At 63.4% G+C, this 24892-nt stretch carries 24 protein-coding genes; 18 read left to right on the top strand and 6 right to left on the bottom strand.

Translation table 11 applies throughout. The annotated features are described in order from the left end of the window. Nucleotides 1-58 precede the first annotated feature (58 nt). From EOHIBHHM_RS09170 to EOHIBHHM_RS09160, 3 genes are all read left to right on the top strand, one after another. Nucleotides 59-1078, top strand: a complete 1020-nt coding sequence (locus EOHIBHHM_RS09170; RefSeq protein WP_497256717.1) for a halocyanin domain-containing protein — start codon at nucleotides 59-61, stop codon at nucleotides 1076-1078. Between the two features lie 209 nt (nucleotides 1079-1287). Continuing rightward, a complete protein-coding gene (locus EOHIBHHM_RS09165) occupies nucleotides 1288-1800 on the top strand; it encodes a halocyanin domain-containing protein (protein WP_497256715.1) in 513 nt (170 codons plus the stop codon). 2 nt (nucleotides 1801-1802) lie between these two features. Continuing rightward, nucleotides 1803-2114 carry a CGCGG family putative rSAM-modified RiPP protein gene (locus EOHIBHHM_RS09160; RefSeq protein WP_497256713.1) on the top strand — a complete coding sequence of 104 codons (312 nt, stop codon included), beginning with the start codon at nucleotides 1803-1805 and terminating at the stop codon, nucleotides 2112-2114. Nucleotides 2115-2147: 33 nt separating this feature from the next. On the opposite strand, the gene EOHIBHHM_RS09155 is transcribed toward EOHIBHHM_RS09160, so the two are convergent. Then, on the bottom strand, nucleotides 2148-2774 hold the full coding sequence (locus EOHIBHHM_RS09155; RefSeq protein WP_497256711.1) for a helix-turn-helix domain-containing protein: 627 nt from the start codon (nucleotides 2772-2774) through the stop codon (nucleotides 2148-2150). A 250-nt stretch (nucleotides 2775-3024) separates the two neighbouring features. On the opposite strand from EOHIBHHM_RS09155, the gene EOHIBHHM_RS09150 reads away from it, so the two are divergent. Genes EOHIBHHM_RS09150 through EOHIBHHM_RS09100 form a run of 11 tightly spaced genes read left to right on the top strand, consistent with a single transcriptional unit; the run spans nucleotide 3025 to nucleotide 14373 of the window. After that, complete coding sequence (locus EOHIBHHM_RS09150) at nucleotides 3025-3600, top strand: hypothetical protein (RefSeq protein WP_497256709.1); 576 nt, start codon at nucleotides 3025-3027, stop codon at nucleotides 3598-3600. A 3-nt stretch (nucleotides 3601-3603) separates the two neighbouring features. Continuing rightward, nucleotides 3604-4272 (top strand): Rieske 2Fe-2S domain-containing protein, encoded by a 669-nt coding sequence (locus tag EOHIBHHM_RS09145; RefSeq protein WP_497256707.1) that lies wholly within the window; start codon nucleotides 3604-3606, stop codon nucleotides 4270-4272. Beyond that, a complete protein-coding gene (locus EOHIBHHM_RS09140) occupies nucleotides 4269-5639 on the top strand; it encodes a cytochrome b (protein WP_497256705.1) in 1371 nt (456 codons plus the stop codon). Before EOHIBHHM_RS09145 ends, EOHIBHHM_RS09140 begins: the two co-directional genes overlap by 4 nt. After that, nucleotides 5639-5818, top strand: a complete 180-nt coding sequence (locus EOHIBHHM_RS09135) for a DUF8120 family protein (RefSeq protein WP_497256703.1) — start codon at nucleotides 5639-5641, stop codon at nucleotides 5816-5818. Before EOHIBHHM_RS09140 ends, EOHIBHHM_RS09135 begins: the two co-directional genes overlap by 1 nt. Next, nucleotides 5815-8685, top strand: coding sequence for a nitrate reductase subunit alpha (gene narG / locus EOHIBHHM_RS09130; RefSeq protein ID WP_497256702.1), 2871 nt, complete (start codon nucleotides 5815-5817; stop codon nucleotides 8683-8685). Before EOHIBHHM_RS09135 ends, narG begins: the two co-directional genes overlap by 4 nt. Beyond that, complete coding sequence (narH, locus tag EOHIBHHM_RS09125; protein WP_497256700.1) at nucleotides 8682-9755, top strand: nitrate reductase subunit beta; 1074 nt, start codon at nucleotides 8682-8684, stop codon at nucleotides 9753-9755. Before narG ends, narH begins: the two co-directional genes overlap by 4 nt. A 60-nt stretch (nucleotides 9756-9815) precedes the next feature. After that, nucleotides 9816-10625 (top strand): ethylbenzene dehydrogenase-related protein, encoded by an 810-nt coding sequence (locus EOHIBHHM_RS09120; RefSeq protein WP_497256698.1) that lies wholly within the window; start codon nucleotides 9816-9818, stop codon nucleotides 10623-10625. Between the two features lie 4 nt (nucleotides 10626-10629). Next, nucleotides 10630-11328: a molecular chaperone TorD family protein gene (locus tag EOHIBHHM_RS09115; protein ID WP_497256696.1), complete on the top strand. Its 699-nt coding sequence runs from the start codon at nucleotides 10630-10632 to the stop codon at nucleotides 11326-11328. Next, on the top strand, nucleotides 11325-12233 hold the full coding sequence (locus EOHIBHHM_RS09110; protein WP_497256694.1) for a DUF8068 family protein: 909 nt from the start codon (nucleotides 11325-11327) through the stop codon (nucleotides 12231-12233). The genes EOHIBHHM_RS09115 and EOHIBHHM_RS09110 overlap by 4 nt, the downstream gene beginning before the upstream one ends. Next, complete coding sequence (locus EOHIBHHM_RS09105) at nucleotides 12230-13114, top strand: HEAT repeat domain-containing protein (RefSeq protein ID WP_497256692.1); 885 nt, start codon at nucleotides 12230-12232, stop codon at nucleotides 13112-13114. The genes EOHIBHHM_RS09110 and EOHIBHHM_RS09105 overlap by 4 nt, the downstream gene beginning before the upstream one ends. Before the next feature lie 2 nt (nucleotides 13115-13116). After that, on the top strand, nucleotides 13117-14373 hold the full coding sequence (locus EOHIBHHM_RS09100) for a P-loop NTPase (protein ID WP_497256690.1): 1257 nt from the start codon (nucleotides 13117-13119) through the stop codon (nucleotides 14371-14373). Nucleotides 14374-14418: 45 nt separating this feature from the next. Here EOHIBHHM_RS09100 and EOHIBHHM_RS09095 read toward each other — a convergent pair whose 3' ends face one another. Together EOHIBHHM_RS09095 and EOHIBHHM_RS09090 are read right to left on the bottom strand one after the other, a co-directional pair. Then, on the bottom strand, nucleotides 14419-18069 hold the full coding sequence (locus EOHIBHHM_RS09095) for a heparinase II/III domain-containing protein (protein WP_497256688.1): 3651 nt from the start codon (nucleotides 18067-18069) through the stop codon (nucleotides 14419-14421). A gap of 415 nt (nucleotides 18070-18484) precedes the next feature. After that, nucleotides 18485-18943, bottom strand: coding sequence for a halocyanin domain-containing protein (locus tag EOHIBHHM_RS09090; protein ID WP_497256686.1), 459 nt, complete (start codon nucleotides 18941-18943; stop codon nucleotides 18485-18487). 487 nt (nucleotides 18944-19430) lie between these two features. On the opposite strand from EOHIBHHM_RS09090, the gene EOHIBHHM_RS09085 reads away from it, so the two are divergent. Together EOHIBHHM_RS09085 and EOHIBHHM_RS09080 are read left to right on the top strand one after the other, a co-directional pair. After that, nucleotides 19431-20756, top strand: a complete 1326-nt coding sequence (locus EOHIBHHM_RS09085) for an RNA-guided endonuclease InsQ/TnpB family protein (protein ID WP_497256684.1) — start codon at nucleotides 19431-19433, stop codon at nucleotides 20754-20756. A gap of 77 nt (nucleotides 20757-20833) precedes the next feature. Further along, complete coding sequence (locus EOHIBHHM_RS09080; protein ID WP_497256682.1) at nucleotides 20834-21256, top strand: DUF7522 family protein; 423 nt, start codon at nucleotides 20834-20836, stop codon at nucleotides 21254-21256. A gap of 78 nt (nucleotides 21257-21334) precedes the next feature. Here EOHIBHHM_RS09080 and EOHIBHHM_RS09075 read toward each other — a convergent pair whose 3' ends face one another. Beyond that, the gene (locus EOHIBHHM_RS09075) at nucleotides 21335-22267 is read right to left on the bottom strand and encodes an ROK family protein (RefSeq protein ID WP_497256680.1); all 933 of its coding nucleotides are present in this window, start codon (nucleotides 22265-22267) and stop codon (nucleotides 21335-21337) included. A 105-nt stretch (nucleotides 22268-22372) separates the two neighbouring features. Between EOHIBHHM_RS09075 and EOHIBHHM_RS09070 the strand changes: the two genes are divergently transcribed. Further along, on the top strand, nucleotides 22373-23173 hold the full coding sequence (locus tag EOHIBHHM_RS09070) for an SWIM zinc finger family protein (protein ID WP_497256678.1): 801 nt from the start codon (nucleotides 22373-22375) through the stop codon (nucleotides 23171-23173). A gap of 16 nt (nucleotides 23174-23189) precedes the next feature. Here EOHIBHHM_RS09070 and EOHIBHHM_RS09065 read toward each other — a convergent pair whose 3' ends face one another. Beyond that, complete coding sequence (locus tag EOHIBHHM_RS09065; RefSeq protein ID WP_497256676.1) at nucleotides 23190-23858, bottom strand: DUF7509 family protein; 669 nt, start codon at nucleotides 23856-23858, stop codon at nucleotides 23190-23192. A 111-nt stretch (nucleotides 23859-23969) separates the two neighbouring features. Between EOHIBHHM_RS09065 and EOHIBHHM_RS09060 the strand changes: the two genes are divergently transcribed. Then, complete coding sequence (locus EOHIBHHM_RS09060; RefSeq protein WP_497256674.1) at nucleotides 23970-24362, top strand: winged helix-turn-helix domain-containing protein; 393 nt, start codon at nucleotides 23970-23972, stop codon at nucleotides 24360-24362. A gap of 72 nt (nucleotides 24363-24434) precedes the next feature. On the opposite strand, the gene EOHIBHHM_RS09055 is transcribed toward EOHIBHHM_RS09060, so the two are convergent. Continuing rightward, on the bottom strand, nucleotides 24435-24869 hold the full coding sequence (locus EOHIBHHM_RS09055) for a universal stress protein (protein WP_497256672.1): 435 nt from the start codon (nucleotides 24867-24869) through the stop codon (nucleotides 24435-24437). Nucleotides 24870-24892 lie beyond the last annotated feature (23 nt).

The following is a 24892-nucleotide window of genomic DNA, read 5'->3' as shown; positions in this document are numbered from 1 at the left end:
CGAGAAGGGGGGTGACTGGTTATCGGGCGTCGTCTCGTCGTCTCTGTTGTGACTAACCATGAGTTCGACAGACGCTGCTCCGACGGTAGCCCGACGTGAGTTCCTGCAAGCGACCGCCGGAACCGCCGTCGCGCTGGGCGTGTTCGGGACGGTGCCGACCGCACGGGCACAGACAGAGATCGACTTCGAGAGCTGGTTCGACGGCGTGGAGAACTACGACGGTGTCGTCGACCTGACGGGTGAGACGACCGTGACGGTCGCCGTCGGTGCCGAGGGGAACGGTGGCGGGTTCGCGTTCGGCCCCGCGGCGATCCGCGTCGACCCCGGAACGACGGTCGTCTGGGAGTGGACCGGCGAAGGTGGCGGCCACAACGTCGCCGCCGAAGACGGCGCGTACGAGAGCGATCTCGTCAGTGCGGCCGGGTCGACGTTCGAACACACGTTCGACGCCGAGGGTGTGAGTTACTACGCGTGTACTCCGCACAAGGCGATGGGGATGCGCGCGGCCGTCGTCGTGGGCAACGTGCTCGTCGGCGAGAGCACGTCCTCGCACCCGGAACCCGACTTCGGCGACTGGTTCGACGACGTCGACAACTACGAAAAGACGGTCGACGCGACGGGGCTCGACGAAGTCCGAATCGCCGTCGGCGCAACGGGAAACGGCGGCGGATACGCGTTCGAACCCGCGGCGGTCCGCGTCGACCCCGGAACGACGGTCGTCTGGGAGTGGACCGGCGACGGTGGCACGCACGACGTCGTCGACACGGAGGGCACGTTCGAGAGCGACCGTTCGAGCGAAGCGGGGACGACGTTCGCCCTCGCGTTCGACGGCGACGGCATCTGCCGATACGTCTGTGAACCGCACGCCGAGCGGGGGATGAAGGGTGCGGTCGTCGTCGGAGCAGGAGGACAGAACGAGACGACGCTGACTCCGCTCGGCCTGACGGCCGCCGGTGGTGGGGGACTCGTCCTCGGCGTCCCGTTCCTCTATGCGCTCTACCTCCACTACAAGGAGTTGGGTGACCAGCACGGGATCGCGAACGCGAAGGAAGAGCTTCGACGAAGCGGCGGCGTATGACATCTTCCTCGCCGTAAACGGCGAGGGTTCCTCGCGCTGAGGGTATCGCTTACCGACCCACGGAGGCAACTTGCGGATTCGTATGTACGACGGACGATCGAGACGTTCGACACCGATATCGACCGCTGTCGCTCGCTGTTCGCTGATTCTCACGGTGTAGGAACGACGTCGACGCTACATCTACCTCGGACTCGAAGGACGGCATACAGATGACGTTCGAATCCACTCACGACCGGAGACGAGTGTTGAAGACGGTCGGGGCTGCCCTCGTCGTCTCGCCGCTCGTCGCTGGCTGTATGGCGAACGCGGACGAACCGACACCAGAGTCGACACCGACGACCACGTCGGCGTCCGGCACCGACGCCGATGCGACGGATACTGCGTTCGGAGGGTGGCTCGACGGCGTCGACGACAGCGACACCGTCGTCGACCAGACGGGCGAGAGCACGGTCGAGGTCAGCGTCGGCGCTGCGGGCAACGGTGGCAACTTCGCGTTCGACCCCGTCGCGGTTCGCGTCGACGCCGGGACGACGGTCGTGTGGACCTGGACGGGGAAGGGGAGCATGCACAACGTCGCCGCCACGGACGGCACGTTCGAAAGCGAGATGAGTGGACAGGAGGGGTTCACCTTCGAGCACACGTTCGACGACCCTGGGACGTACAAGTACGTCTGCACGCCGCACGAGTCACTCGGCATGAAAGGCGTCGTGGTGGTGGAGTGACGATGAGAGAGACGACCCCCGCTGACAGTCCACAGTCGGGACAACTGCACACGACCTCGTGGTCGATGAACCTCGAGGGGCCGGAGTACGAAACCGACCGGGACCGACTCGTCGCCGACGCTCTCGACGCTGTCGTCCGCACTGCGAAGGGCTACCACGTCAACCTCGTCACGCACGCTGCACACGGCCACCCCGACACCTACCTGACCGACGAACTCGTGGCGACGTTCGGCGACGACGTACGACTCGAGTACGTCGACCAGTGTGGCTGTGGCGGCCACGTCACGCGTGTCACCGTCGCCGAGTCGGAGTGACGGCGGCGAGCGTTGCGGGACAGCGCGTGTTCACTATCCTAGCAGTTGGTTCAGCAGCTTCGTCTGTGCTGCAGAGAGATGCTCGACGAACGTGGATCTCGACACGCCGATTTCGGCGGCCACTTCCTTGGCGTTCGCCCCCTTCGGATACTCGAAGTACCCCATCGCGTGGGCGACCTCCAGCACCTCGAGTTGACGACGAGTGAACAGCGACCGATCGAGAAAGACGAGCGAGGAGTCGCCGTCGCTCGTCTGCGACTGGGTGAGTCGTCTGATGTGGACCGTTCCGTACGTGGCTTCCAACTCCGCTACGATCCGTCGGAGGGTTTCGGTGTCGTGTGCGAAGAACGCGAGCCGGAGCCGTCCGTGTTCGGCGTGGACGTCGCGTACCGGACAGTCGTACTGTTCGATCTGGTCACACGGACAGGTGTGGTCCACGTGACGGTGCGTCCGATAGACGCGCTTCGACTCGTACGAGAAGAGCGGTTCCATGTCTCCCGGGTCGTCACCCGATTCGACGGTGAACTCGACAGGTTCGAGCTCCGATCCGTTCGGGGTCCCCCGCTTCACCGACGTGATCGTCGAGTTCTCACTGAGAGCCGCGATCGAACAGGCACCTTTGGAGGCGAGCTCGATCTCCGCGTGTATTCCCGCAGCCATAACAGAAAGAGACTGACTATCGACATAAAATTTCGTTACAGACAGATTGAGAGTTATAAAAACCCGTGGTTCTGTGGGTTGTGAACTACCCACATACGAAGCAGTATTTTGTATCGTCGCTCGGCGGTCACACAACCGTGCAGTCGACCCCCTCGACCAGATCTCAGCTACCGTCGGGACGTTTCGCGATCAGTCGTCGAAGTTGGGGGGGTGTTCGAACCCCTCCAACACACTAGCGAGCCATCAAGATATGAGAAAGGAAACGGTCACAATCGGCGTCGTCCTGTTGGCTGTCCTCCTGCCGATGTGGTACATCGGCCTGCAGGGGGAGCCACCGGCAGAGGAGATCGAGATCGACCAGAGCGTATCCGAGATGCAACCGCTCGCGGGGTTCGTCGACACGCCGACCAAACTCTCGCCGAGTCAGGTCGGCGTCATCGTCTGGGTCGCACTCTTCGGACTCGTCGGCGTCCTCAGCGGCGCTCACCGATTCATGAACGAAGCCGTCAGACCCGACGACGACTCGGATGCCGCCGTCGCCGACGGTGGCCGAGCCGGTCTCCCGTGGTTTCAGACGGAGTCACGGTGGGTCGTCGAGTACCACGACTCTTCGGATGCGATCGAGGGAATCGTCGTGATGGGTGGGCTGACGATACTCGCGATCGTCTTCGCGGCGCTGTTCACGGGCGAGTACCTGACGCTCGCTCGAACCCAGTATTTCGGCGTCTACGCGGCGGGGATGTTTCTCTCGTTGGCCGCATCGACGATCGCGTACTACGCGTGGTTCATGCCACACGTCGAAGTGGCAGAACAGCGGGGGCACTGACCGATGCCCCCCTCACCTCACGACGACGGGCGAAACTCGACGGTCGACGACTCGCCCACCACGTGCTGTGACTGTCGGAGCGACGGCGGGCGGCCGAGCATCTACTCGGACACGAGAGCCTCACTCGTCCGCCGTGACTACGCCAAGATCCTCGCGACGATCGGTGGCCTCACCGCGCTGGGAAGTCTCGCCGCCCCACTCGCCGGCCTCACGCGCGTCTTCGAGCGACGATACACGGGTCCGATCTACTCGAACGGCGTCCCCCTCGTCGATAGCGACGGGACGCGCATCACCGAAGACACCCTCGCGATGGGCGAGGCGACAACCGTCTTTCCGGAACCCCGCCCCGGGATCGAGAAGGCCCCGACGTTGCTCGTCCGCTACCCCGAGGAGGCGTTCAGCGAGTCGACGCGGGCCGAGTACACGATCAGCGGCTATGCGGCCTTCTCGAAGGTCTGTACGCACGCCGGCTGTATGGTCTCGGAACGAGAGGGCGACGTCTTCGTCTGTCCGTGTCACTTCGGGAAGTTCAATCTCCAAGACGGCGCGAGCGTCGTCGGCGGACCACCACCCCGGCCGCTGCCGCAGCTCCCGATCACGCTCTCGAGCGAGGGGACACTCGTCGCGACCGGTGACTTCGTCGGCACAGTCGGACCGGGAGGTGAGTCGTGAGCCGTCTCACCCGGGCGTACGAGTGGTTCGACTCCCGATTCGACCTGCGGCGAGCCCAGACCTTCCTCGGGAAGGCGTTCCCGGCCGAGGACTCGTTCCTGCTCGGGGAGGTCGCGCTGTTCTGTTTCTTCGTGTTGGTCGCGACCGGCATCTTCCTGGGGTTCTTCTTCGAGCCGAGTACGAGCACCACCACCTACGAGGGGAGCGTCGCCCAGTATCAGGGCGACGAGTTGCCCGAATCGTTCGTGAGCGTCCTGCACATCACCTACGACGTCCCGTTCGGGATGCTCCTGCGGCGGATGCACCACTGGGCCGCCCACCTGTTCGTCGCGTCGATGGCACTGCACATGCTCCGCGTGTTCTTCACGGGCGCGTACCGGAACCCACGAGAACCGAACTGGCTCGTCGGAACTGGGCTCGCCGTCGTGTCGATGTTCGCCGCCTACACGGGGTACGCCCTCCCCTTCGACGAGTTCGCCAGCACCGCGACCGGCATCGGCTACAACATTGCCCTCTCGATACCAATCGTCGGTGACGCCATCGCGAAGCTCGTCTTCGGCGGACAGTTCCCCTCGAGCGCGACGATTCCGCGGTTCTACTTCCTGCACGTGTTCGTCTTGCCCGCGATCATCGCGGGGCTCATCGGCGTCCACATGGCGATCTTGGTCCGGCAGAAACACACCGAACACGCTCGCGACGACGACGTCGAGGGACAGCGACGAGTCGCGCGGGACGACGACAGCGTAGTCGTCGGACTCCCCGCCTTCCCCAACCAGGCGGCGGTCAGCGCGGTCGTGTTCTTCCTGACGCTCGCGACGCTGTCGTTGCTCGCCGGCTTCCTCCCCGTCCACAACATCGCGGAGTACGGGCCGAACGACCCGGCGGGGACGCCGGGACTGATCATGCCGGACTGGTTCTTGATGTGGCTCTACGGCTTCCTGAAGGTGATTCCAGGGTGGCTCAGTTTCACCATCCCGATCGTCGACGTCCACGTCAACACCGAGTTCATCGGAGGGATGGTCCTCCCCGGTCTCGTCTTCGCGGCGGTGTTCTTCTGGCCGTTCGTCGACCGGTCCGAAGAGCAGACGCACTTCACGGCGAGTCCCCTCGATCGGCCCTGGCAGACCGCCGTCGGAATCGCGGCGGTGGTGTTCATCATGATCGCCTCGATCGCGGGGATGAACAACATCCTCGCTGGGATTCTGGGAACGACCACCGACGCGATCACGACCGGTCTCGTCGCGTCGATGGTTCTGGGACCGCTCCTCGCGGGCGGCATCACGTACTTCGTCCTCGACGGGCGAGACGATCGAACCCGTTCGGATCGGAAGCCCCAGTCGACCGACGAGAGCGGAGGTGACGACTGATGGGCGTGATGCTCTCGGCGACGCGCTACCGTCGTCTCGACCGACTCACCAAACTGCTCGGCGTCGCGTTCGTCGCGATCGGTCTCGAGACTGGTGGACAGACGACGACTGGAATCGCGTTCGGTGCGCTCGGCGTTGCACTGGCAGTACTCACGGTTTTCATCGAGTGTGAACAATGACTGACGGACACGAAACCACGGAACGAGACGAGTCGAACACACTGCTGTCTGGCGTCGGCCGGCGAGGGTTCCTCAAAGGCGTCGGCGTCGCCGGACTCCTCGGCGCGTCGGGGGCAGGACTCGCCGACGACTTCCTCCAGATGGACGGCCTCGAAGTCGTCGACGACCCGATCGGTAACTACCCCTATCGCGACTGGGAGGACCTCTACCGCGAGGAGTGGGACTGGGACTCGACCGCCCGGAGCACCCACAGCGTCAACTGTACCGGAAGTTGCTCGTGGGAGGTGTTCGTCCGCAACGGACAGGTCTGGCGCGAGTCGCAGGCCGGCGACTACCCCCGTTTCGACGAGACCGTCCCCGACCCGAACCCCCGAGGCTGTCAGAAGGGGGCGTGCTACTCGGACTACGTCAACGCCGACCAGCGAATCAAGTACCCCCTGCGACGCACCGGCGCTCGCGGCGAGGGGAAGTGGCAGCGGATCTCGTGGGACGAGGCGTTGACCGAGATCGCCGAGAAAGTCGTCGAGGAGGTCACCGCAGAGCGGTACGACGCCATTAGCGGGTTCACGCCGATCCCCGCGATGAGCCCCGTCTCGTTCGCCTCCGGGTCGCGACTGATCAACTTGCTCGGCGGGGTGAGCCACTCCTTCTACGACTGGTACTCGGATCTCCCGCCCGGTCAGCCCATCACGTGGGGTCACCAGACGGACAACGCCGAGAGCGCCGACTGGTACAACGCCGACTACATCGTCGCGTGGGGGTCGAACATCAACGTCACGCGCATCCCCGACGCGAAGTACTTCCTCGAGGCGGGCTACAACGGGACGAAACGCGTCGGCGTCTTCACCGACTACTCACAGACCGCGATCCACTGTGACGAGTGGATCGGACCGACACCCGGAACGGACACGGTGCTCGCCCTCGGGATGGCCCGGACGATCGTCGACGAGGAACGCTACGACGAGGCGCACCTCAAAGAGCAGACCGACATGCCGCTTCTCGTCCGCGAAGACACGGGGAAGTTCCTCCGGAGTGCAGATATCCGCGACGACGGTGACGAGAACGTCTTCGTCATGCAGGACGCCGACGGAACGCTTCGGACCGCTCCGGGGTCGCTCGGGAACCGCGCCGGGAAGTACGACCCGGAGGCGAGCATCGAACTGGAGTTCGACCCGCAGCTGGCGGTCGACCGGACGGTCTCGACGGGCGACGGCGACGTCCGCGTCAGAACCGTCTGGCTGCGCCTCCGTGACGAACTCGCGACGTACACCCCCGAGTACGTCAACGAGGAGTCGGGAGTCGGCCGAGAGACCCACCAGCGTGTCGCTCGCGAGTTCGCACAAGCCGAACGCGCGAAGATCATCCACGGCAAGGGCGTCAACGACTGGTATCACAACGACCTCGCGAACCGCGCCATCCAGCTGCTCGTGACGCTCACCGGGAACCTCGGCCGGCAGGGGACCGGACTCGACCACTACGTCGGCCAAGAGAAGATGTGGGCGACCCACGGGTTCAAGGAACTGTCGTATCCGACGGGGAACGTCCGCGGCGTCGCGACGACGCTGTGGACGTACTACCACGCGGGAATTCTGGACAACACCGACGAGGACACCGCCCGGCGCATCAGAGAGTCGATCGACAACGACTGGATGCCGCTGTACCCCGCAGAGCGACCGAACGGGTCGCGACCCGACCCGTCGGTGATGCTCGTCTGGCGGGGGAACTACTTCAACCAGGCGAAGGGGAACGTCGCCGTCGAGGAGACGCTCTGGCCGAAACTGGACCTCGTCGTCGACGTCAACTTCCGCATGGACTCGACGGCGCTGTACAGCGACATCGTCCTCCCGACGGCCAGTCACTACGAGAAGTACGACCTCTCGATGACGGACATGCACAGCTACGTCCACCCCTTCACACCCGCTGTCGAACCGCTCGGCGAGTCGAAGACGGACTGGGAGATCTTCCGTCTCCTCGCCGAGAAGATCCAGGAGATCGCGACCGAGCGCGGCGTCGACCCCGTGCAGGACCGGAAGTTCGACCGCGAGATCGACCTCCAGTCGGTCCACGACGACTACGTCAGAGACTGGCTGACCGGCGAGGAAGGGGCGCTCGAAGCGGACAGAGCGGCCTGTGAGTTCATCCTCGACCACTCCGAGGAGACCAACCCACAGGACGTCGACGACCGGATCACGTTCGACCAGATCGAAGAGCAGCCGCGACGGTTCCTGGCGACGGGCGATCACTGGACCTCACCCATCGAGGAGGGCGAGGCGTACGCCCCGTGGAAGCAGTTCGTCCAGGACAAAGAGCCCTGGCCGACGTTCACCGGTCGCCAACAGTACTACATCGACCACGACTGGTTCCTCGACCTCGGTGAGGAGCTGCCGACGCACAAACGGCCGACGAACGAACAGGACCCCGAGGAATACCCGCTGCGGTACAACACCCCACACGGTCGGTGGTCGATCCACTCGACGTGGCGGGACAACGAGACGCTGTTGCGCCTCCAGCGTGGCGAGCCCGTCGTCTACCTGAACCCGGACGACGCTGCTGCTCGCGACGTCGAAGACGGCGACACCGTCCGCCTCTACAACGACCTCGGGTCGGTCGAACTCCAGGTGAAGATCTACCCGAGCGGCGAACCCGGGACGGCGCGGATGTTCTTCGCGTGGGAGAAGTTCCAGTTCGCCAGTCGCAACAACTTCAACACGCTCGTGCCCATGTACATGAAACCTACTCAACTCGTCCAGTACCCCGAAGAGAGCGGTGAACACCTCTCGTTCTCCCCGAACTACTGGGGACCGACGGGAGTGAACAGCGACGTTCGCGTCGAAGTCGAGAAAGTCGACGGGGGTGACGGCGAATGAGTCAGTCGGACCACCACGTCCACCTCGCCGACGGCGTCGACCACCAGGTCGCGATGGTGATGGACCTGAACAAGTGCGTCGGCTGTCAGACCTGTACGGTCGCCTGCAAGACCAACTGGACGCAGGGCGGCGGCCGAGAGTACATGTACTGGAACAACGTCGAGACCAAACCCGGCGAGGGGTATCCGCGGAACTGGGAGGAGTCGGGTGGCGGCTACGAGTCCCGAGAGCAGGCGCACGACCCGGCACACGGGAATCGGCGCGAGGGGACGATTCCGTCCCAAGAGGACTACGGTCGCGCCTGGGAGTTCAACCACGAACAGGTGATGTACAGCGGGAGCGACGAACCGCTCCAGCCCGTGGACAACGACCCCGAGTGGGGGCCGAACTGGGACGAGGACAAGGGTGCAGGCGAATTCCCGAACTCCTACTACTTCTACCTGCCCCGAATCTGCAACCACTGTACGCATCCCTCCTGTGTCGAGGCCTGCCCGCGGAAAGCGATCTACAAACGACAGGAGGACGGCATCGTCCTCGTCGACCAGGACCGCTGTCGGGGCTACCGCTACTGTGTCGAGGGCTGTCCGTACAAGAAGGTGTACTACAACGCGGTGAAGAAGACGTCCGAGAAGTGCATCTTCTGTTACCCGCGTATCGAAGGCGAGGGACCCGACGGCGAGGTTCGTCCCCCCTCGTGTGCGGCAGACTGCCCGCCGCAACTGCGCGTCGTGGGCTTTCTCGACGACGAGGAGGGGCCGATCCACAAACTCGTCAACGAGTGGCGGGTCGCGCTTCGACTGCATCCGGAGTACCGGACCGAACCGAACGTCTACTACATCCCGCCCTTTGCACCGCCACAGCACTCCGACGACGGCGAGACGCTCGACATCGACCGGATCCCGCGAACGTACCTCGAGAACCTGTTCGGCGACGACGTCCACGACGCACTCGACACGATCGAACGCGAACGCGACAAGGTCAGACGTGGCGGGTCCAGCGAGTTGATGGACCTGCTCACCACCACGAACCCGGCCCAACAGTATCGACTCGAGGTGTTCGACGATGAGTGATGAGGGTCGACTCGGGGTGTTCGACGATGAGTGACGAGGGTCGACTCGGGGTGTTCGACGATGGATGACGGCGGTGTCGGGCCGAGCGTCCTCGTCGTCAGTCTCGTCGTCGTCGCCGCGGTCGTCCCGGCGTTCGTCTCCGGTCAAGCGGCGTACGACGTCCCAGTCGAGTACGCTCCCGGTGAGGACGACACGCTCGCCGACCCCGGCAGTGCCGTGTGGGCGAGAGCGACGACCGTCGACGTCCCCGTCACGAGCGCGCCGAGCACGGTTCCGAACGCCGACAACACGTCCGTCACGCAGATCGACGTTCGATCCGTTCGGACCGACCAGCGACTGTATCTCCGACTCTCGTGGCCCGACGAGAGTCGGGACGCGAACAGCTCGGACCCACGGGAGTTCCCCGACGCGCTCGCGGTCCAGTTCCCGGTCGAAAACGACACGCAACCGGGGATCGCGATGGGCAGTCCGCAGAACCCGGTCAACGTCTGGTACTGGAGTGCAGACAGAGGCGGCGAGGAGCTACTCGCCGGCGGAGCGGGGTCGACGACGCGGTTCCAGACGGTGACGACGGAGACGACGGCGACCTACAAGAACGACCGGTGGACCGTCGTGTTCAGCCGCTCGCTGGAGCCGGACGGAGCGAACCGGACGACGTTCCCCGCAGACCGCGACACCGACCTCGCGTTCGCCGTCTGGGACGGCTCGAACGAGGAACGGTCCGGTCGGAAAGCCGTGAGCGAGTGGTACTTCCTCGCGCTGGGACCGGGGCCGCAGGGACCACCGTACGAGACCCTGCTGTGGACCATCGCGGGGGTCGCGATCGTCGCCGTCACCGCAGTCACCATCTCGGCGGTTCGCCGGACCTGAGATCATGTCTCGACACACTCCCCCCGACAGCTCGACAGGACCGGACGACGTCGACAGAGCCGCTGCCGCCAGAGGCGGCGTCTACGCACTCCTCGCACGGGCGTTCCGTGACCCCGACGAGGAGCTCTACGACCCGCTGACCGACGGGACGCTCGATGCGACGCTGCGGTCGCTCCTCGACGACAGCGGTCTCGACGTCGCGGCACCGACGCTGGCGACGACGGACGACTACGACACGCTCTGTGCGCGGTACAACGACCTGTTCGTCGTCGGCTTCTCCGAGGTGGTCGACCCGATGGACGGGACGATGTCCTCACAGGGACCGGCGGTTCCGCTGTACGAGTCGGACTACCGACCGGACGTCTCGTGGAACGACGTGAACCTCGACCTCGCGCGTGCCTACGAGTACTTCGGTGTGAACGTCGACCAGACCGACCGCGACAACCACGACCATCTCCGACTCGAACTCGAGTTCGTCGGCTATCTCTGTCGGCAGGCAGCAGTCGGCCACACCGACTGCCACCGTGCCCGACTCGACTTCCTCGACAGACATCTCCGCGTCCTCGCACCGGGTGTCGAAAAGCGGCTCGAGTCCGAACCCGGGACCGGCATCTACGGCGAGTTCGCGTCGTTTCTGGACCGGTTCAGTCGGACCGACGTCGACGACCTCGCCGAGCGGTTCGACGGTGGTGAGACAGGGTGAGCCAGCATCGTGACCACGACCGTGACCGAACGGCGAGCGTCCGATCTGCGACCACCGAAGCCGTCTCTCGCTCGCGGACACACACCCAGCAAGTCGAGACCGTCGCCGTGGCGGGTGCACTCGCGACGGTACTCGCGGTGGCTCTCGTCCGACTCGCACTGAACGCGCCCGTCTCGCTTCCGAGCGCGGTCACCGACGCCTACGACGTCGTAACCACCGCGGCACTCGTCGGGCCTGCCCTTGCAGCCCTCTGTCTCGGTGTGACCAGCGACCGACTGCCCTCGCGGGTCGGCTACCTCTGTCTCGGCGTGTTCGCGTTGCTCACGACGCTCACGTCGTCGCTGTCGATTCCGGCCGGCGTCGCCCTCGTCGCTGGTGGGGTGCTCGTCGTCTCGTCACGGCCGACCCGTCGCACGAGTCGGTCGTCCGTCGTCGCGGGACTGTTCGCCGTCGCGGTCGTGCTCGCTCTCGGGAGTGCGGTCGGCGTACTCTCCGTCTCGCTGCGGTCTCTCGGGACGACCGCTTGGCTGGTCGGGCTCGCCTGTACGCCGTTGCTGACGTCTCCGCGTCGAACTGAGCTCCTCCTCGGCGTCGCCGTCGCGGGCGGCGTCCTGGCGAGCGGTGTCGTCGCGCCGTTCGTCACGGGGGCGGTCGCACTCGTCGGCTTCGCCGTCGTCGGCGCGCCGTTCGTCCTCGTCGCCCTCGGAGTCGGTGGCGTGACAGCGGCACTGGTCAGTGCCGTCCGGGCAGGAGAACGAAGGCGTGCAGTCGGTCTCGGACTGCTGCTGTTCGCCGGAGTGCCAGCGACGATGCCACGAGCACTCGCGGTCGTCATCGGCGTCACACTCCTCGCGGACGAGCGTCACCTGGTGAGCGATGGTCACGCGGGAGGTGACGACCGATGACCGACTCCGACGACCCCGACTGTCCGTCGTTCGACCCCGACCGGCCGATGGACCCGGAGGAGGCAGCGGAGGGGCCGACCGACCCGCGCGTCCATCCGGAGGCGAGTCCGGGGTTCGACGACGACCGGGAGGGACTCGACGAGATCGAGGTGAGTCGCGACGTCACCATCGGCGAGGCGTCGAAGCGAGAGCTGTCCGCGAGCGACGTCGCGCCGCTGGTCGACGAGTCGGTCGCGACGAAACTCGAGTCGCTCACGCAGGGTGACGTCGTCGAACGACGACGCGCTGCGCTCGCACTCGCCGAGGCGGAGCGGAGCCGTCCCGTCGTCGACGCGCTCGCCGTCGCCGGGCGAACCGACGACGACAGCGAAGTCCGTCAGTTCGCCGTCGAGGCGCTGGGTAAACTCGGCGGTGAGCGGGCGGCGGTGGGTGCACTCCCGATCGCCGACGACGGCGACCCGTGGGTCCGCGCCGAGGCTATCGTCACGCTCGACCGCCTCGACCGGGTCGCACACGCCGAACGAATCGAAGACGGACTGACCGACGACCACCACGCAGTCAGACGGAACGCCGCCATCTCCCTCTTCAAACATCGTGGCGAAGCGATGTGCGATACGCTGCTCGAACAGACCGAAGACTCCAGCGAACGGGTTCGGGAGTGGGCGACGCATCTACTCGCCGGCGTCGACGACGACCGGGCCGAATCGCGACTGGAGGAGATCGCCGCAGACGACACCGAGTGTGAGATCGTTCGCCGGACTGCGGTCCACGCCCTGCAGACCGACGCCGGGAAGTTCCGTCGGCAGTTCCGGGGTGCACTCGACGAGACGACGCAGAAACTCCCCGGTGAAGACCCGCTCAACAGACAGCCAGAGCTCTAACCATGTCAGAACACGACTCACAGCAAGCGACGAAAGACGATATCGAAGCCGCACTCAGAAACGTCAGAGACCCCTCCCTCGACGTCGACGTCTTCGAGGCGGGACTCGTCGAGAACATCCGCCTCTCGGGCGGTCGCGTCACGATCGAAGCCGACCTCTCGGAGTTCAGACCGCAGGAGAGCGACGCGGTGATGAACACGATGTTGCAGGCGGTGTCGACTGCCCCGGGTGTCGAACGGGCACACGTCGAGCACGCCGTTCCTACGACCGACGGTCGGAGCGTGGGCGTCGAGGGCATCGACACCGTCGTCGCCGTGGCGTCCGCGAAAGGCGGCGTCGGGAAGTCGACGGTCGCAGTCAACCTCGCGTGCGCACTCGCCGGACGGGACGACGTCGGCGTGTTCGACGCCGACATCCACGGACCGAACGTCCCGTCCCTGCTCGAAGTTAGCGGCCCCATCTACTCCGACGACGACGGGAACCCCATCCCAGTCGAAACGAACGGGCTGGAGGTGATGAGCGTCGGGCTGATGGAGTCCGGCGCACCGCTCGCCTGGCGCGGCGCGATGGCGCACGACGCACTCACGGAACTGTTCGAGGACACTGCGTGGAACGATCGGAGTACACTCGTCGTCGATCTCCCCCCAGGGACGGGGGACGTCGTCCTGACGACGCTGCAGGAGGTTCCGATCGACGGTGTCGTGTTCGTGACGACGCCGTTTCACGCTGCCGTCACGGACACCGACCGCAGTATCGCCCTGTTCGAAGAGAACGACGTGCCGGTCCTCGGCACGGTGGTCAACATGGGGACGTACACCTGTTCGTCCTGTGGGGACGAACACTCGCTTTTCCCCGACGAGAGCCCGCTCGCCGACATCGACTCACCGGTCCTCGAAGAACTCCCGTTCACGTCGGAGCTCCAGCAAACACCGACGCCGACCGACGTTCCATCCGTCGTGACCCGACTCGCTGAACGCGTCAGAGATCGGCTGGACGACGTCTGGAACGTCGATCTCCCGGAGGGAGCACTCGACCTCCGGGGCGTTCCGTCGGCCGAGCGGCACGAACGGGTCGAACAGCGGTTCACGTCGCTCTCGTCCGGCGAGTCGTTCGTGCTCGTCAGCGACCGGGACCCGACGCCCGTTCGAAGCTTTCTCACCGAGCTAGTCGACGGAGACGACGAAACAGTCGACTTCGACCCGTTCAGAGTCGAACGCGCGACTCCGGAGACGTGGGTTCTCGAAACCGAACGTCCCTAAAAACGATGCCGGCGTGGCTTCGTCACGTGACGGCGATAAATTCCTTCAAGCGGTCCACGTGGAACTCAGCGGAATCGTGAAGTTCCCGTTCTCCTCGAGCAGGTACTCGTAGCCCGCATCGGGGTCGTTGGGGTCTGTGAACTCCTTCACCGTGGTCTGCTCTCCCAGCTTGAGCGTCGCAGTCGTACTCGTCGTATTCTCGACGCCGACGACCTCGTACGCACCGTTTCGCTCGTCGACGGCATCAGCGTACACCCACGACCCGACGAGCTTCTCGACGAGTTGGGCGTCGAGATCTCCGTTCGTCACCTGAATCTGGAGTGTGTTGTCGAGCGTGAGTTCTCGTGTGAAGTCTTCGACGACTCCTTCGACACGCGGTCGCTGCTCGATCAGCGTCTCACTACCGACGTCCAGCGTCGTTCCGTCGAGCAAGTACGCGTGCTCGTGGTTTCCACTGGCGTCCACCGAGTAGACCGCGAACGCGCCGTCGAACGTGAACACGTCGTCGACGGTGTGTTCGGTCGGCTCTCCGCTCGGCCGGACTGTCGCACTGGCGATGTAGTCTGTTCGCCCATTCTTCAGGGTGACGCGGACAGCACGGGCGGTCGGGTCGCTACTCGTGACTGGCACTTCGGTAACCTGCTCGATGAACCGTTCTCCGTCGTACGATTCGATCACCGACTGGAACGACGAGCTCCCGCCGAGAGCGCGTCGATGTGCGAGGAGGTATTTGAACGTCGCTGGATTGTTCCACCGTTGGGGTGGGTCGCCGCTGGCGATGGCGACGTCGTCGCACTGGGTGAGCATCGTCAACCGTAGCTTCACGTCTTCGGCGTTGTCCGGTCGCACGTCCCAGTGGTCGCGGACGTCCCACTCGACGCTGAACTGCGAAGCAGGGTCCGAGTCGCGCTCGACGTCGTACAGATAGTTGAAGCCGTTCCCGACAGCGTCGTTGTACTCCGTGTCCTCACCGTATTCGGGCTTCGGTACGTCCGTCCCGGCGTACGTTCCGCCATCTTGCGTCGAGAGCGCGAGATTCGTCGTGGTGACCTTCTGTCTCTCGGTGAAATCAGACTGGAGGAACTCGGTCTGGGTGCCATCAAGCGTGAACTCGTCGAAGTACAGGTCGCCAGTCTGTCCCTCTCCGAGAGCACCGAAGATGCCGACTTGTTCGTCGGTTTCGCTCGATAGGAGATACGATCCGCTCGCGTGGACCGATCCGCTCGCTGTCGATCGGAGCGAGATCTCGACCGCCGTCCCTTGCGTCGAGACGTCGAGTGCGTACCAGGCCCCCTTCTCCCAATCGTCCATCGAATCGTACGTCTCCCACTCGTTGTCCTCCGGATAGTACAGCCCGATCCGGGGGTCCTTCCCGGTGCTGTGATCACCGATCCCTGCACAGACGTGCCGCCCGTCTGCGTCTCGACCGAGATACACTGCCTGGACGTGATGCCAGTGAGTGTCCGTTCCAGTAGGTGACGAGTTGACGTACACGCTGACGTCCACGTCGGAACTGTTGGCAGTCGTGGACAGCCCGCGCCACTCGTGTGACCCTCCCGACGGGTCGAAGACCGTCGTCGACCACTCGCTCTGGTAACTCTGCTCTTGGGACACGCCCACGCCGCCGGTCCCCGCTCGGATCACGAACTCCGAGACGCCCTCCCGAAGTTCGTGTTCGAACTGATCGACGGGGACTGCCGGACCGTGGAAGCTGAAGTGGTGGTCGTCACCGCCGTCGACGTTGAAGAAGTCCACTGCGTAGGAGTTCTCCGTGTCGACGGTGACCTGTGCGGTCGTCCGTCGATACTGGTTCGTCCCACGATACGCGTCGGGCGCCTCGACGTCGAACAGTTGGACTCGGTCGGTGTGGTCGAACCGTTCTGGTGAGGCGACGTACTGCCGATCTTGCGTCTGCTCGTCGACGACGACCGTGTTGTGACTGATCGTGTTCGAGGTCCAGTTCCACCGCTTGGGCCAGTCACCCGTCTCTTCGGGATACCCGAGGTCGGGAGAGAGACTCAACCCGTGTCCGAACAGACCAATGTTGAGGGTGTCCCGGTGACAGTGACTGGTACCGTATCCCGAATCCGGACCGTAGGCGTTCCGCCCGTAGTACGTCCAGACGCCCCGTTCGGTGTTCTGTTCGGCTGACCCCGCTCGCAGTGCGGTGAAGCCGAACCCAGCGAGCTGCGTGCTATCGAGATCGAGCGGGCCGGACGAGTCGAGTACCGTGGCGATGGCGTCGCTGACGGCCTCCGGATCCGAGTCGTAGATACTTCCGCGGAGTCCTCCCGTCGACCGTCCGTTCCGAAGATAGATCCACTTGACGAGGTCGGTGTTCTCGTACGTCTGATACGCTCGGACGAGGTTGTCCGGGGCGATCGTGTTCCCGAAGCCAGGCTTCCCTGCTCCGGCGGTGTCGCCGAGTCGAGGAACGTACTGGTTGAGATATGTCAGCTGTGACTGGGTCAGGAACGTCTGCTTGAACTGGGGCGTTTGATACAGGTCCGCATTGGAGTAGCCGTCGTATCCGTTCAACACGTCGGCAGTGCCTTGCAGCCCGCCGCTGACGATACCGTTGTACTGGACGCTCTCCTCGTTCGCGAACCCGTCACGGTCGAAGTCGGTGAGCAAGCGCGAGAGGACGCCACCACCCGTGATGTACCAGTTTCCGTATGCGGTTCCGTCGGATTCTTTTTTCAGTTCTCCTGCCTTGAAGAGGAAGTCGAGCGTGTCGGCAGTGTAGCCGTCTTGGTCGTCTTGGATCACTGCCGACAGTGCCAACGTCTGTTGGTGGCTCCCGAAGTTGCCGCGGATCGTAGCTTGCTGGACTCCCGGGAGCATCTGTTTGACGAAGCCCTCTTCGATGTTTGTCCGGATGGCGTCTGTCGTGTCCTTCGCGGGCAACTCAGGATACGTCGTCGTCTTCTCGTCGAGAAACGACGTGAGCGTCGAGTCGACGTCGAGCGCCGGGAAGACCGCATCGTACCCCTTCATCACCGATTTGACCCAGTAGGACTCCCAGATCGACCCGACCTGTTTGCCTTGGCCGGTCCCACCGTGAGACGGATTCGGGAGTCCGTTTCGCTCCGTGTAGCCGCCATCCGAAAAGTAGACCGTGTCTTGGAGGTCCATCTCGGGGTACACGTCTGCGAGTCGGTCGAGGAGGACGGTTGCTGCGCGTGCATACCGCTCGTCTTCCGTGTAGATGTACGCCTCGTAGAGTGGTTCGAGCAGAGAACGAACGCCGTAGACGACGTTCCAGTGATGCGCCCACGCAACTGGTGTCCACCGGGTCCCTGCGGCACCGAGATCTCCCGACTCGTCGACCCACCCTAACCCGTCGTCGACGCCCCACGTCGACCCCATCTCGGGATGTTCCTCGTTGACGAGCAGTGAATCGTCGGCACGCGTCGGGTCGAACGTGCCCCGCTCGTCGAGACCACTCTGCCGATATGCTTCGAAGTCGTTGGTCGGAAGCGTGTAGTCGCCGTTAGTTATCTTCCACTGCTGACCCGGTTTCGCCGCGTACGAGACGTCGGACGCGGGGAACTTCACATCCCACTCGCTCGACCAGGGGTAGTGTCCCGCCGTCCCCTCCGCCAGATACGCCGCACGAGGAATGTGTTGTGACCCGACGTAGCGCCACAACTCGTCCAGCGTGTACTGGTCGAGAATGCTCTCTGCGACGTTCACGACCCGATCTCGCATCGACTTGGCCCAGCTGTAGGTGTCGACGTTGTCGCGAGCGGCTCGTCGCTTCGTCTCGGTGAAAAAGCTCGCACGCGTCTTCCGAGGCGTCGTTCCGGCTGCGGTTCCGCTGTGAGAGAGGAGCGCCCCGAGTAATCCAACGCTCGAAGTTTTCAGAAAGTCGCGACGAAGTAGTCCGCCGCGTTGCTCATCCGACCTCTCTTGCTCGAAGAGACCTGACAGAGCGGTTTCACTCTGAGTCGGCTCACTATCGTTATATTCCATTAAAATAGAATATCTGCTAAGATGTAATAAATATATTGATAATTCTACATCGAATAAACTTTGAACTAGTTGGAATTAACTACAAGTCAGATATGCTACCAATCAGCGGAGAGTCGGTCGTTCGACGAGAGCGACGTCACCCGACGACGACTGCGCCTTTCATCCCGAGTGTCTGATGCGGCGTGCAGTAATACAGATACGTGCCAGTACGTCCGAACCGCCGTTCGAACGACGCGCCCGCAGTCGCCGTCAGTCGACTCGACCGACTGCCATCGAGGAAGGCGACGTCGTGGGTGCCGCCCTGTCCCGTCCACTCCCAGACGACGGTCGTTCCGGGGGAGATCCGAATCGCGGGTGGGTCGTAGGCGAAGTTGCCACCGTTTCCGGCCGCACCGACCGCGACAGTCACCCGAGTACGACCGGTCCAGTCCACGATACCGGTGTAGTTGTCCACGTCGCGCATCCACGAATCGAGCGAGGTGGTGCTCTGTCCCGGCGTCTGTCGGTAGTGCGGCCCCATCCCCGTTCCGCGCTGTCCAGGTCCGTATCCCGTCCCACGTTGCCCGTGTGGACCCATCCCGTCGGGCGGTCCCATCGGCGAGTGAGCACCGCTACCTGCGCCCGGTCCGGGACCAGAACCCGGACCTGACCTCGATCCGGGACCCGGTCCTGCACCCGAACCAGGACCTGCACCCGAACCTGACCTGGGGCCTGCACCAGAGCCGGGACCGGGGGCCTGTTGCGGGGGCCGAACGATGGGGGCGGTACAACCGGCGAGAGACGTCGCGAGAGTCATCGCCGCCGTGCGGTACAGGAATTGCCGTCGAGTAGATGTTGTGATCGCCATGATGTTCCCCTAGAGAGACGACTGCGAACGATACAGTCGTTTGCCTCTCTTGGGGGTGGACTACCGATGACGCACCGAGTTATAAAAAGCAAGGAGAATACCCCGCCTTTAGGCGCGGGATGAATCCGACAACCTCTCCACAATCCACCGTCGATAGCAAGACTGGATATTCCACCGTTCTCAACCCCAGTCTTTACAAGAGACAGGAGTATAAGCGATTATACAGGCGTTCAGAATGTTGGAAGTCCACCGCACCCACCGAGCGAAAATCCTCAACCACGGACAGGTAGAGGAGTCGCTCGACCATCACGGGTGGAGTGCCAGCAAGCTCTGGAACGTCGCGAACTACCACTCCCGTCAAGTCTGGGAGGATACGGGCGAGATCCCCGACCACGGCGACCTCAAAAACGAGTTGAAGACCCATCCAAAGTACAAGGGATTGCACTCGCAGTCCAGTCAGCGCGTTCTGGAGGAACTTGCTGAAGCCTTCAACTCGTGGTACGGCAAGAGAAAGTCCGACAATCAAGCGAATCCGCCCGGCTACCGCAAGAAAAACTACTACGACTCGCAAGGCCGCCGCGTCCACGAGGAACACCCGCGTTCCACCGTGACGTGGAAGCAGAACGGCGTCAAACACGACACCAAGAACAACCGTGTCCGACTCTCAAAAGGAGCAGATCACAAGGAACACCCGAAAGCGTGGGAATACATCCTTGTCGAATACGAGACTCGGCCCGGTGTCACCGTCGAGAACCTACAACAAGTTCGCGCTGTCTACGACAAGGCGAAAGAGCGGTGGGAACTGCACCTCGTCTGCAAGGACGAAATCGAGACGCCCACCGCTCCCGGTAACGAGACGGCGGGCATCGACCTCGGAATCTGTAACTTCGCGGCGGTCGCATACAGCACCGAGCAAGCCGACCTGTACCCCGGAAACCGCCTGAAGCAAGACGGCTACTACTTCCCGAAGGAAATCGCCAAGTGCGACGACTCTGGTGGCTCAGAGGCGACTTGTCTGCACGCGAAGTGGTCGGAACGTCGAACCCACTTCTTCCATAGTCTCGCCAAACACATCGTTGAGAAGTGCATCGAGCGGGGCGTGGGTCGCATCAATATCGGGAAACTCGCTGGCGTCCGTGAGGATGAGAATGGCGAGTCGAAGAATTGGGGTCGGCACGGTAACCTCGACCTGCACGGGTGGGCGTTCGACCGATTCACGAACATCCTCGAATACAAGGCGAAAGTCGAGGGTATCGAAGTCGTGGATGTGTCCGAGCGTGACACGAGCAAGACGTGTTGTGTCTGCGGTAGAGAAGACGACAGTCAGCGTGTCGAACGCGGCCTGTACGTCTGCGAGGCGTGTGATGCAGCGTTCAACGCTGATGTGAACGGGGCGGAGAACATCCGTCTCGACATCAACAATAGCGAAAGTAACTCCGAGTCCGCACCCAGTTTGGGTGAGGATAGGAGTACCGGCTGGTTGGCACAGCCCGGAGTCTACCTTCATGACCTCTCCCGAGGATTCCAACCTCGGGCAGAGGTGGTAGACTGCAAACCTTAATATCCCAAACGCGGTCGGGATTCCTCCGCCTTCAGGCGGAAGAGGATGTCAACTCGTCTGAGTGCCTACAGAACGGTATGTCCGAGACACAGTTCACGACCGGTATCGACGGCGCAGTCGCAGAAAACATCGTCAGCGCCGCACGGACCAGTCTCAGCGACACGCTCCGAAATGTAGTGTACTTCACGCCGTCGTCGTTCGACGTCCTGTACGTTCGACAGGACCTCTACGACACACCCGACGACGCCCGCTCGGTCAAGCAACCGCTCGTCGAACTCGAACAGGTCGGGTTCGCGGAGGCTCCGGTTCGAACCGCTATCTTCCAAGAGGAGGAGTCGACGATCGGTCCCTACGAGTTTACCGTACGATTCCACCACGACGGCTTCGTCGTCCGCACGATCGAAGGCGACCACGGTGTCCTCTTCACCACGGACAGCATGGCAGTCACAGCGTTCGAAGAGGCGATCAGCGCCATCCGGAAACTCCTTCGAGACAGGTGATCGAAGACGGCTCCGCGGAAGTAGTGCGGTCGCATCGCCGTGTCGAGACGGACCCAACCTTCGAGGACGACTGTTCCGTTATCGCCCGTCGCCGAAGAACGCGGCCGCCGCCCCGTACAGTTCGATGTCGGTACCGAGCGGAGTGAGTCGAACGTCCGGGGGAGCAGCGAGGGCGTAGTCGCCCAGCCGTTCGTCGATCCCGTCGACGATCCACTCCGGATGCTCCAGTGCGACAGAGCCGCCGAGCGTGACGATTCCGGGGTCGTAGGCGTTGACAACTGCGCCGATTCCGGCAGCGTTGTACTGTGTGACTCGGTCGAGACACGTCTTGGCGACGGGATCGCCGTCGTCTGCGGCGGCGAACACGTCCGGTGCGGCGAGCGGCTGTTTCTCGCGAAGCGTCGACTCGCGGTCGTCGCTGGCGAAGAGGTGCCGAGCGAACTGTGGGATCCCGCGTCCCGAGCAGTAGGCCTCCCACGCGCCGCGGACCCCGGTGCTAGACAGCTCCCCGTCGGCGACGATCGGAATCAGTCCGACCTCCGCGGCGTACCCTCGCTCGCCCCGGAGCGGTCGGCCGTCGACGACGACGCCCGCGCCGATCCCCGTCCCGAAGGTGACGTGGACGACCGTCTCGTGCGGCTGTCCAGCGCCGAAGACCGCCTCACCGAGCGCCGCCGCCGTACAGTCGTTCGCGACGGTCGCCGAGAGTCCGAGTTCGCGCTCGATGGTCGACGTGACGGGAATGTCGTGGAGCGTCTCGCCGGCCGCCGTATCGAACTCGGCGATTACGCCTCGGCCGGCGTCGACCAACCCCGTCGTCGACACCGAGACGTGTTGGACGTCGTTCCCCTCTGACTGCAGTCGCGCCACGACGTCGACGAGGTGGTCCGTGATCTCTCTCGGGCGGGTGGCTTCGGTCCGGACGTCGCGCGGCCCCTCCGCGGTCGCCACGCCGTAGCGGAGACTCGTGCTGCCGACGTCGACGACGGCGACCGTCGATTCTGTGGTCACTGTTCGAGGGATGGTCAAAGAGTCAGTTCACCGTTTCGACCTTCGCTTGGATGATGTGGACCGGCTGTCAGAAGTTCCAACAGCCTCGATCTCGAATATCACTCCATGCATCTCGACGAGGAGACCGTCCGCGAGCGATGTACCGAGGCGGTGTTCGAGCGAGGACAGAACTACCGGCGAGAGGGACGCATCAAGCGACGCGACCGCGTGGGCGACGTCGTCACTGCCGTCGTCCGGGGGACACGTGCGTACGACGTCACCGTCGATGGGCTGGAGTCGACGCTCGACCCGCGGTGTACCTGCCCGTACGACGGTCCCGGTGACTGCAAACACGTCGTCGCCGTGCTGTTGACTCTCGTCGATGATCCACCAGAAGACGAAGCCGAGCGTCTCAACGCGATGCTCGACGACGTCTCAGAGGACGATCTGCGTGCGTTCGTTCTCGACGTCGTCGCTCCCAGACCGGAACTGCGCGATCAATTCGTCGCTCGATTTGGCGGCCCGACGGGCAAGTCGGTCGACGAGTATCGCACCGAGGTCGACGACCTGTTCGACGAGCACACCGAGGACTACCCGGTCGTCACTGGCGCGATCGACTTCTCGCGATTCTTCGACCTCGCCGAACAGTATCATGAGAACGGCCACTACCAGATGGCAGCGACCGTCTACCGTGCATTGTTCGAGGGGATCGACGACAACGTCGATCTCGTCGACGGTGCCTACGACCACTACGCTCGAAGCTTTCAGGATGCGCTCGATGGCTACGTCGAGTGCGTGACTGCAGCAGAGCTCTCTTCGGAGGAGTTCGAGTCGTTACTCGGGGTCCTCGATGAACGTGCATCGTCTGGGGCGGGCGTCCACCGTGACCGGTTTGCGGACGCCCACTCTCGGTTGACCAGTCGATGAGCGAACGACACGCAACCTACTCCCGTCGATCGAGAGTCCCGTACAGTTCTTCGTTTTGGATGTGAGTACAGAATTGTGCACAGACCCGACAGAGGTCGTCGGCAGTGGTGAACGTCCGAACACTGGCGTCCCACCGAGTGTGAACTGACCCGAGCATCGCACTCCGAACGTTCGGTTCGGTCACAACCATGAATCGCCGTGTTTGCGTTGGGGGAGTTGCCTCGCCGGCAGCACCCTGCATCTCAGTATCCGTCAACAAATCTTCTAACACGCTACCGATCTCGATGCCAACACCGAGATTGTCGCCGACCTGTGGTGCGACGAAGACGACCGCATTGCTCGCACGAGCAAACTCGATACTCTGTGTCGCGGCGTCCATCTCATCAAGAGAGATACCAACATCGATCGCGAGAAATGCGTTGAATCCACGGTCTCGGAGACAATCACGCGTCTCTTGAAGCAGTCGAAGTACCTCGTCCTCCGAATATTCGCCAGTGGTGGAATCCCACGTCGCGAACGACGGCAATTCGGTCTCCCCCCTACTGTCATCTGAGACGAGTGCACTAACGTCGAACGTGCGATACGGACCCATCAGGTAGACGAGAAACTGTTCACGACGTACTGGAGCAAGAGCCTCGGAGTCACCGATGCTACGGGGTAGATCGTTGATGATCCGTTGGCGCATCCAATCGTTTGTTTTCGCGCGCAGTGTATAAAGACAGGCGTTCTCAAAGAAATTCTACTAGAGAATAGATAAGTAGCTGTGTGAGCAATCTAGCGACAGAGGGAGTAGAGTATGGGCGAAACTGATAGTCGCGCAACAGACGACATCCGTCGACCAGAGCCACCGCTTCCAGAGGAGAGTGGATTGACGCTCGAAGAGTATCTCGCGATGCAGCGTGCGATCGGGCATCCGACGCGATTCCAACTGCTTCGGACGCTCGTCGCCAACGACGAACTGAGTGCGTCCGAACTCAAACACGCAGTCGACGTCGAGTCACACAACTTCCACTATCATCTCGACGAGTTGGTGGACGTCGGATTAGTCGAGAGGCGTAAACGGCGGACAGCCGATAGCCACGGGTTCTACACCTACTACCGTCCGACTGCGATGGGGCGGGGGATACTCGAGCATGGCGTCGAGGAACTGATGCGCCGAGAACGCGAGTTCAACGAACAGTACGCTTGACATCCTCTCTGTCCAGCTGGCAGACTTTTCTCTCTGAACTTCTGTACCTCTCCTACGACTGAAACCGTGGGACTATCGGACCGTCGTCACCGGAACCGGCGATTTCCGCACCAGCGCCTCCGCGACGCTCCCGAAGACGAACTCCTCGAGATGTGGTCGACCGTGTGTGCCGACGACGATCTGGTCGGCACCGTACTCGTCGACGGCCTTGAGGATCATCTCCTGTGTCCGACCGACCGCGGCACCCGTCTGGATCGCCGCACCGTGGTCGTCGGCGATGGAGTGGGCCGTCGCGAACAGGTCCTCGGTGTGTTCTCGCCGGTCTTCGAGCCACTCCTCCCACTCGCCGGGGTGGTCGCCCCAGCCGATGGCCGCCGTCTTGTCTTTGTGACTGTCGACGACGTAGAAGACGGTGATAGTGCTCGACCCGAACTCCTCGCAGGCGTACGCGAGCGCCTTCTCCGAGAGCGGCGAGCCGTCGAACGGGACGAGAACGTGTTCTACCATACTCTTTCTACGTCTCGTTGACA

The sequence above is a fragment of the Halogranum roseipondis genome, assembly GCF_059695585.1.
This window is presented reverse-complemented; position numbering and strand designations above follow the sequence as displayed.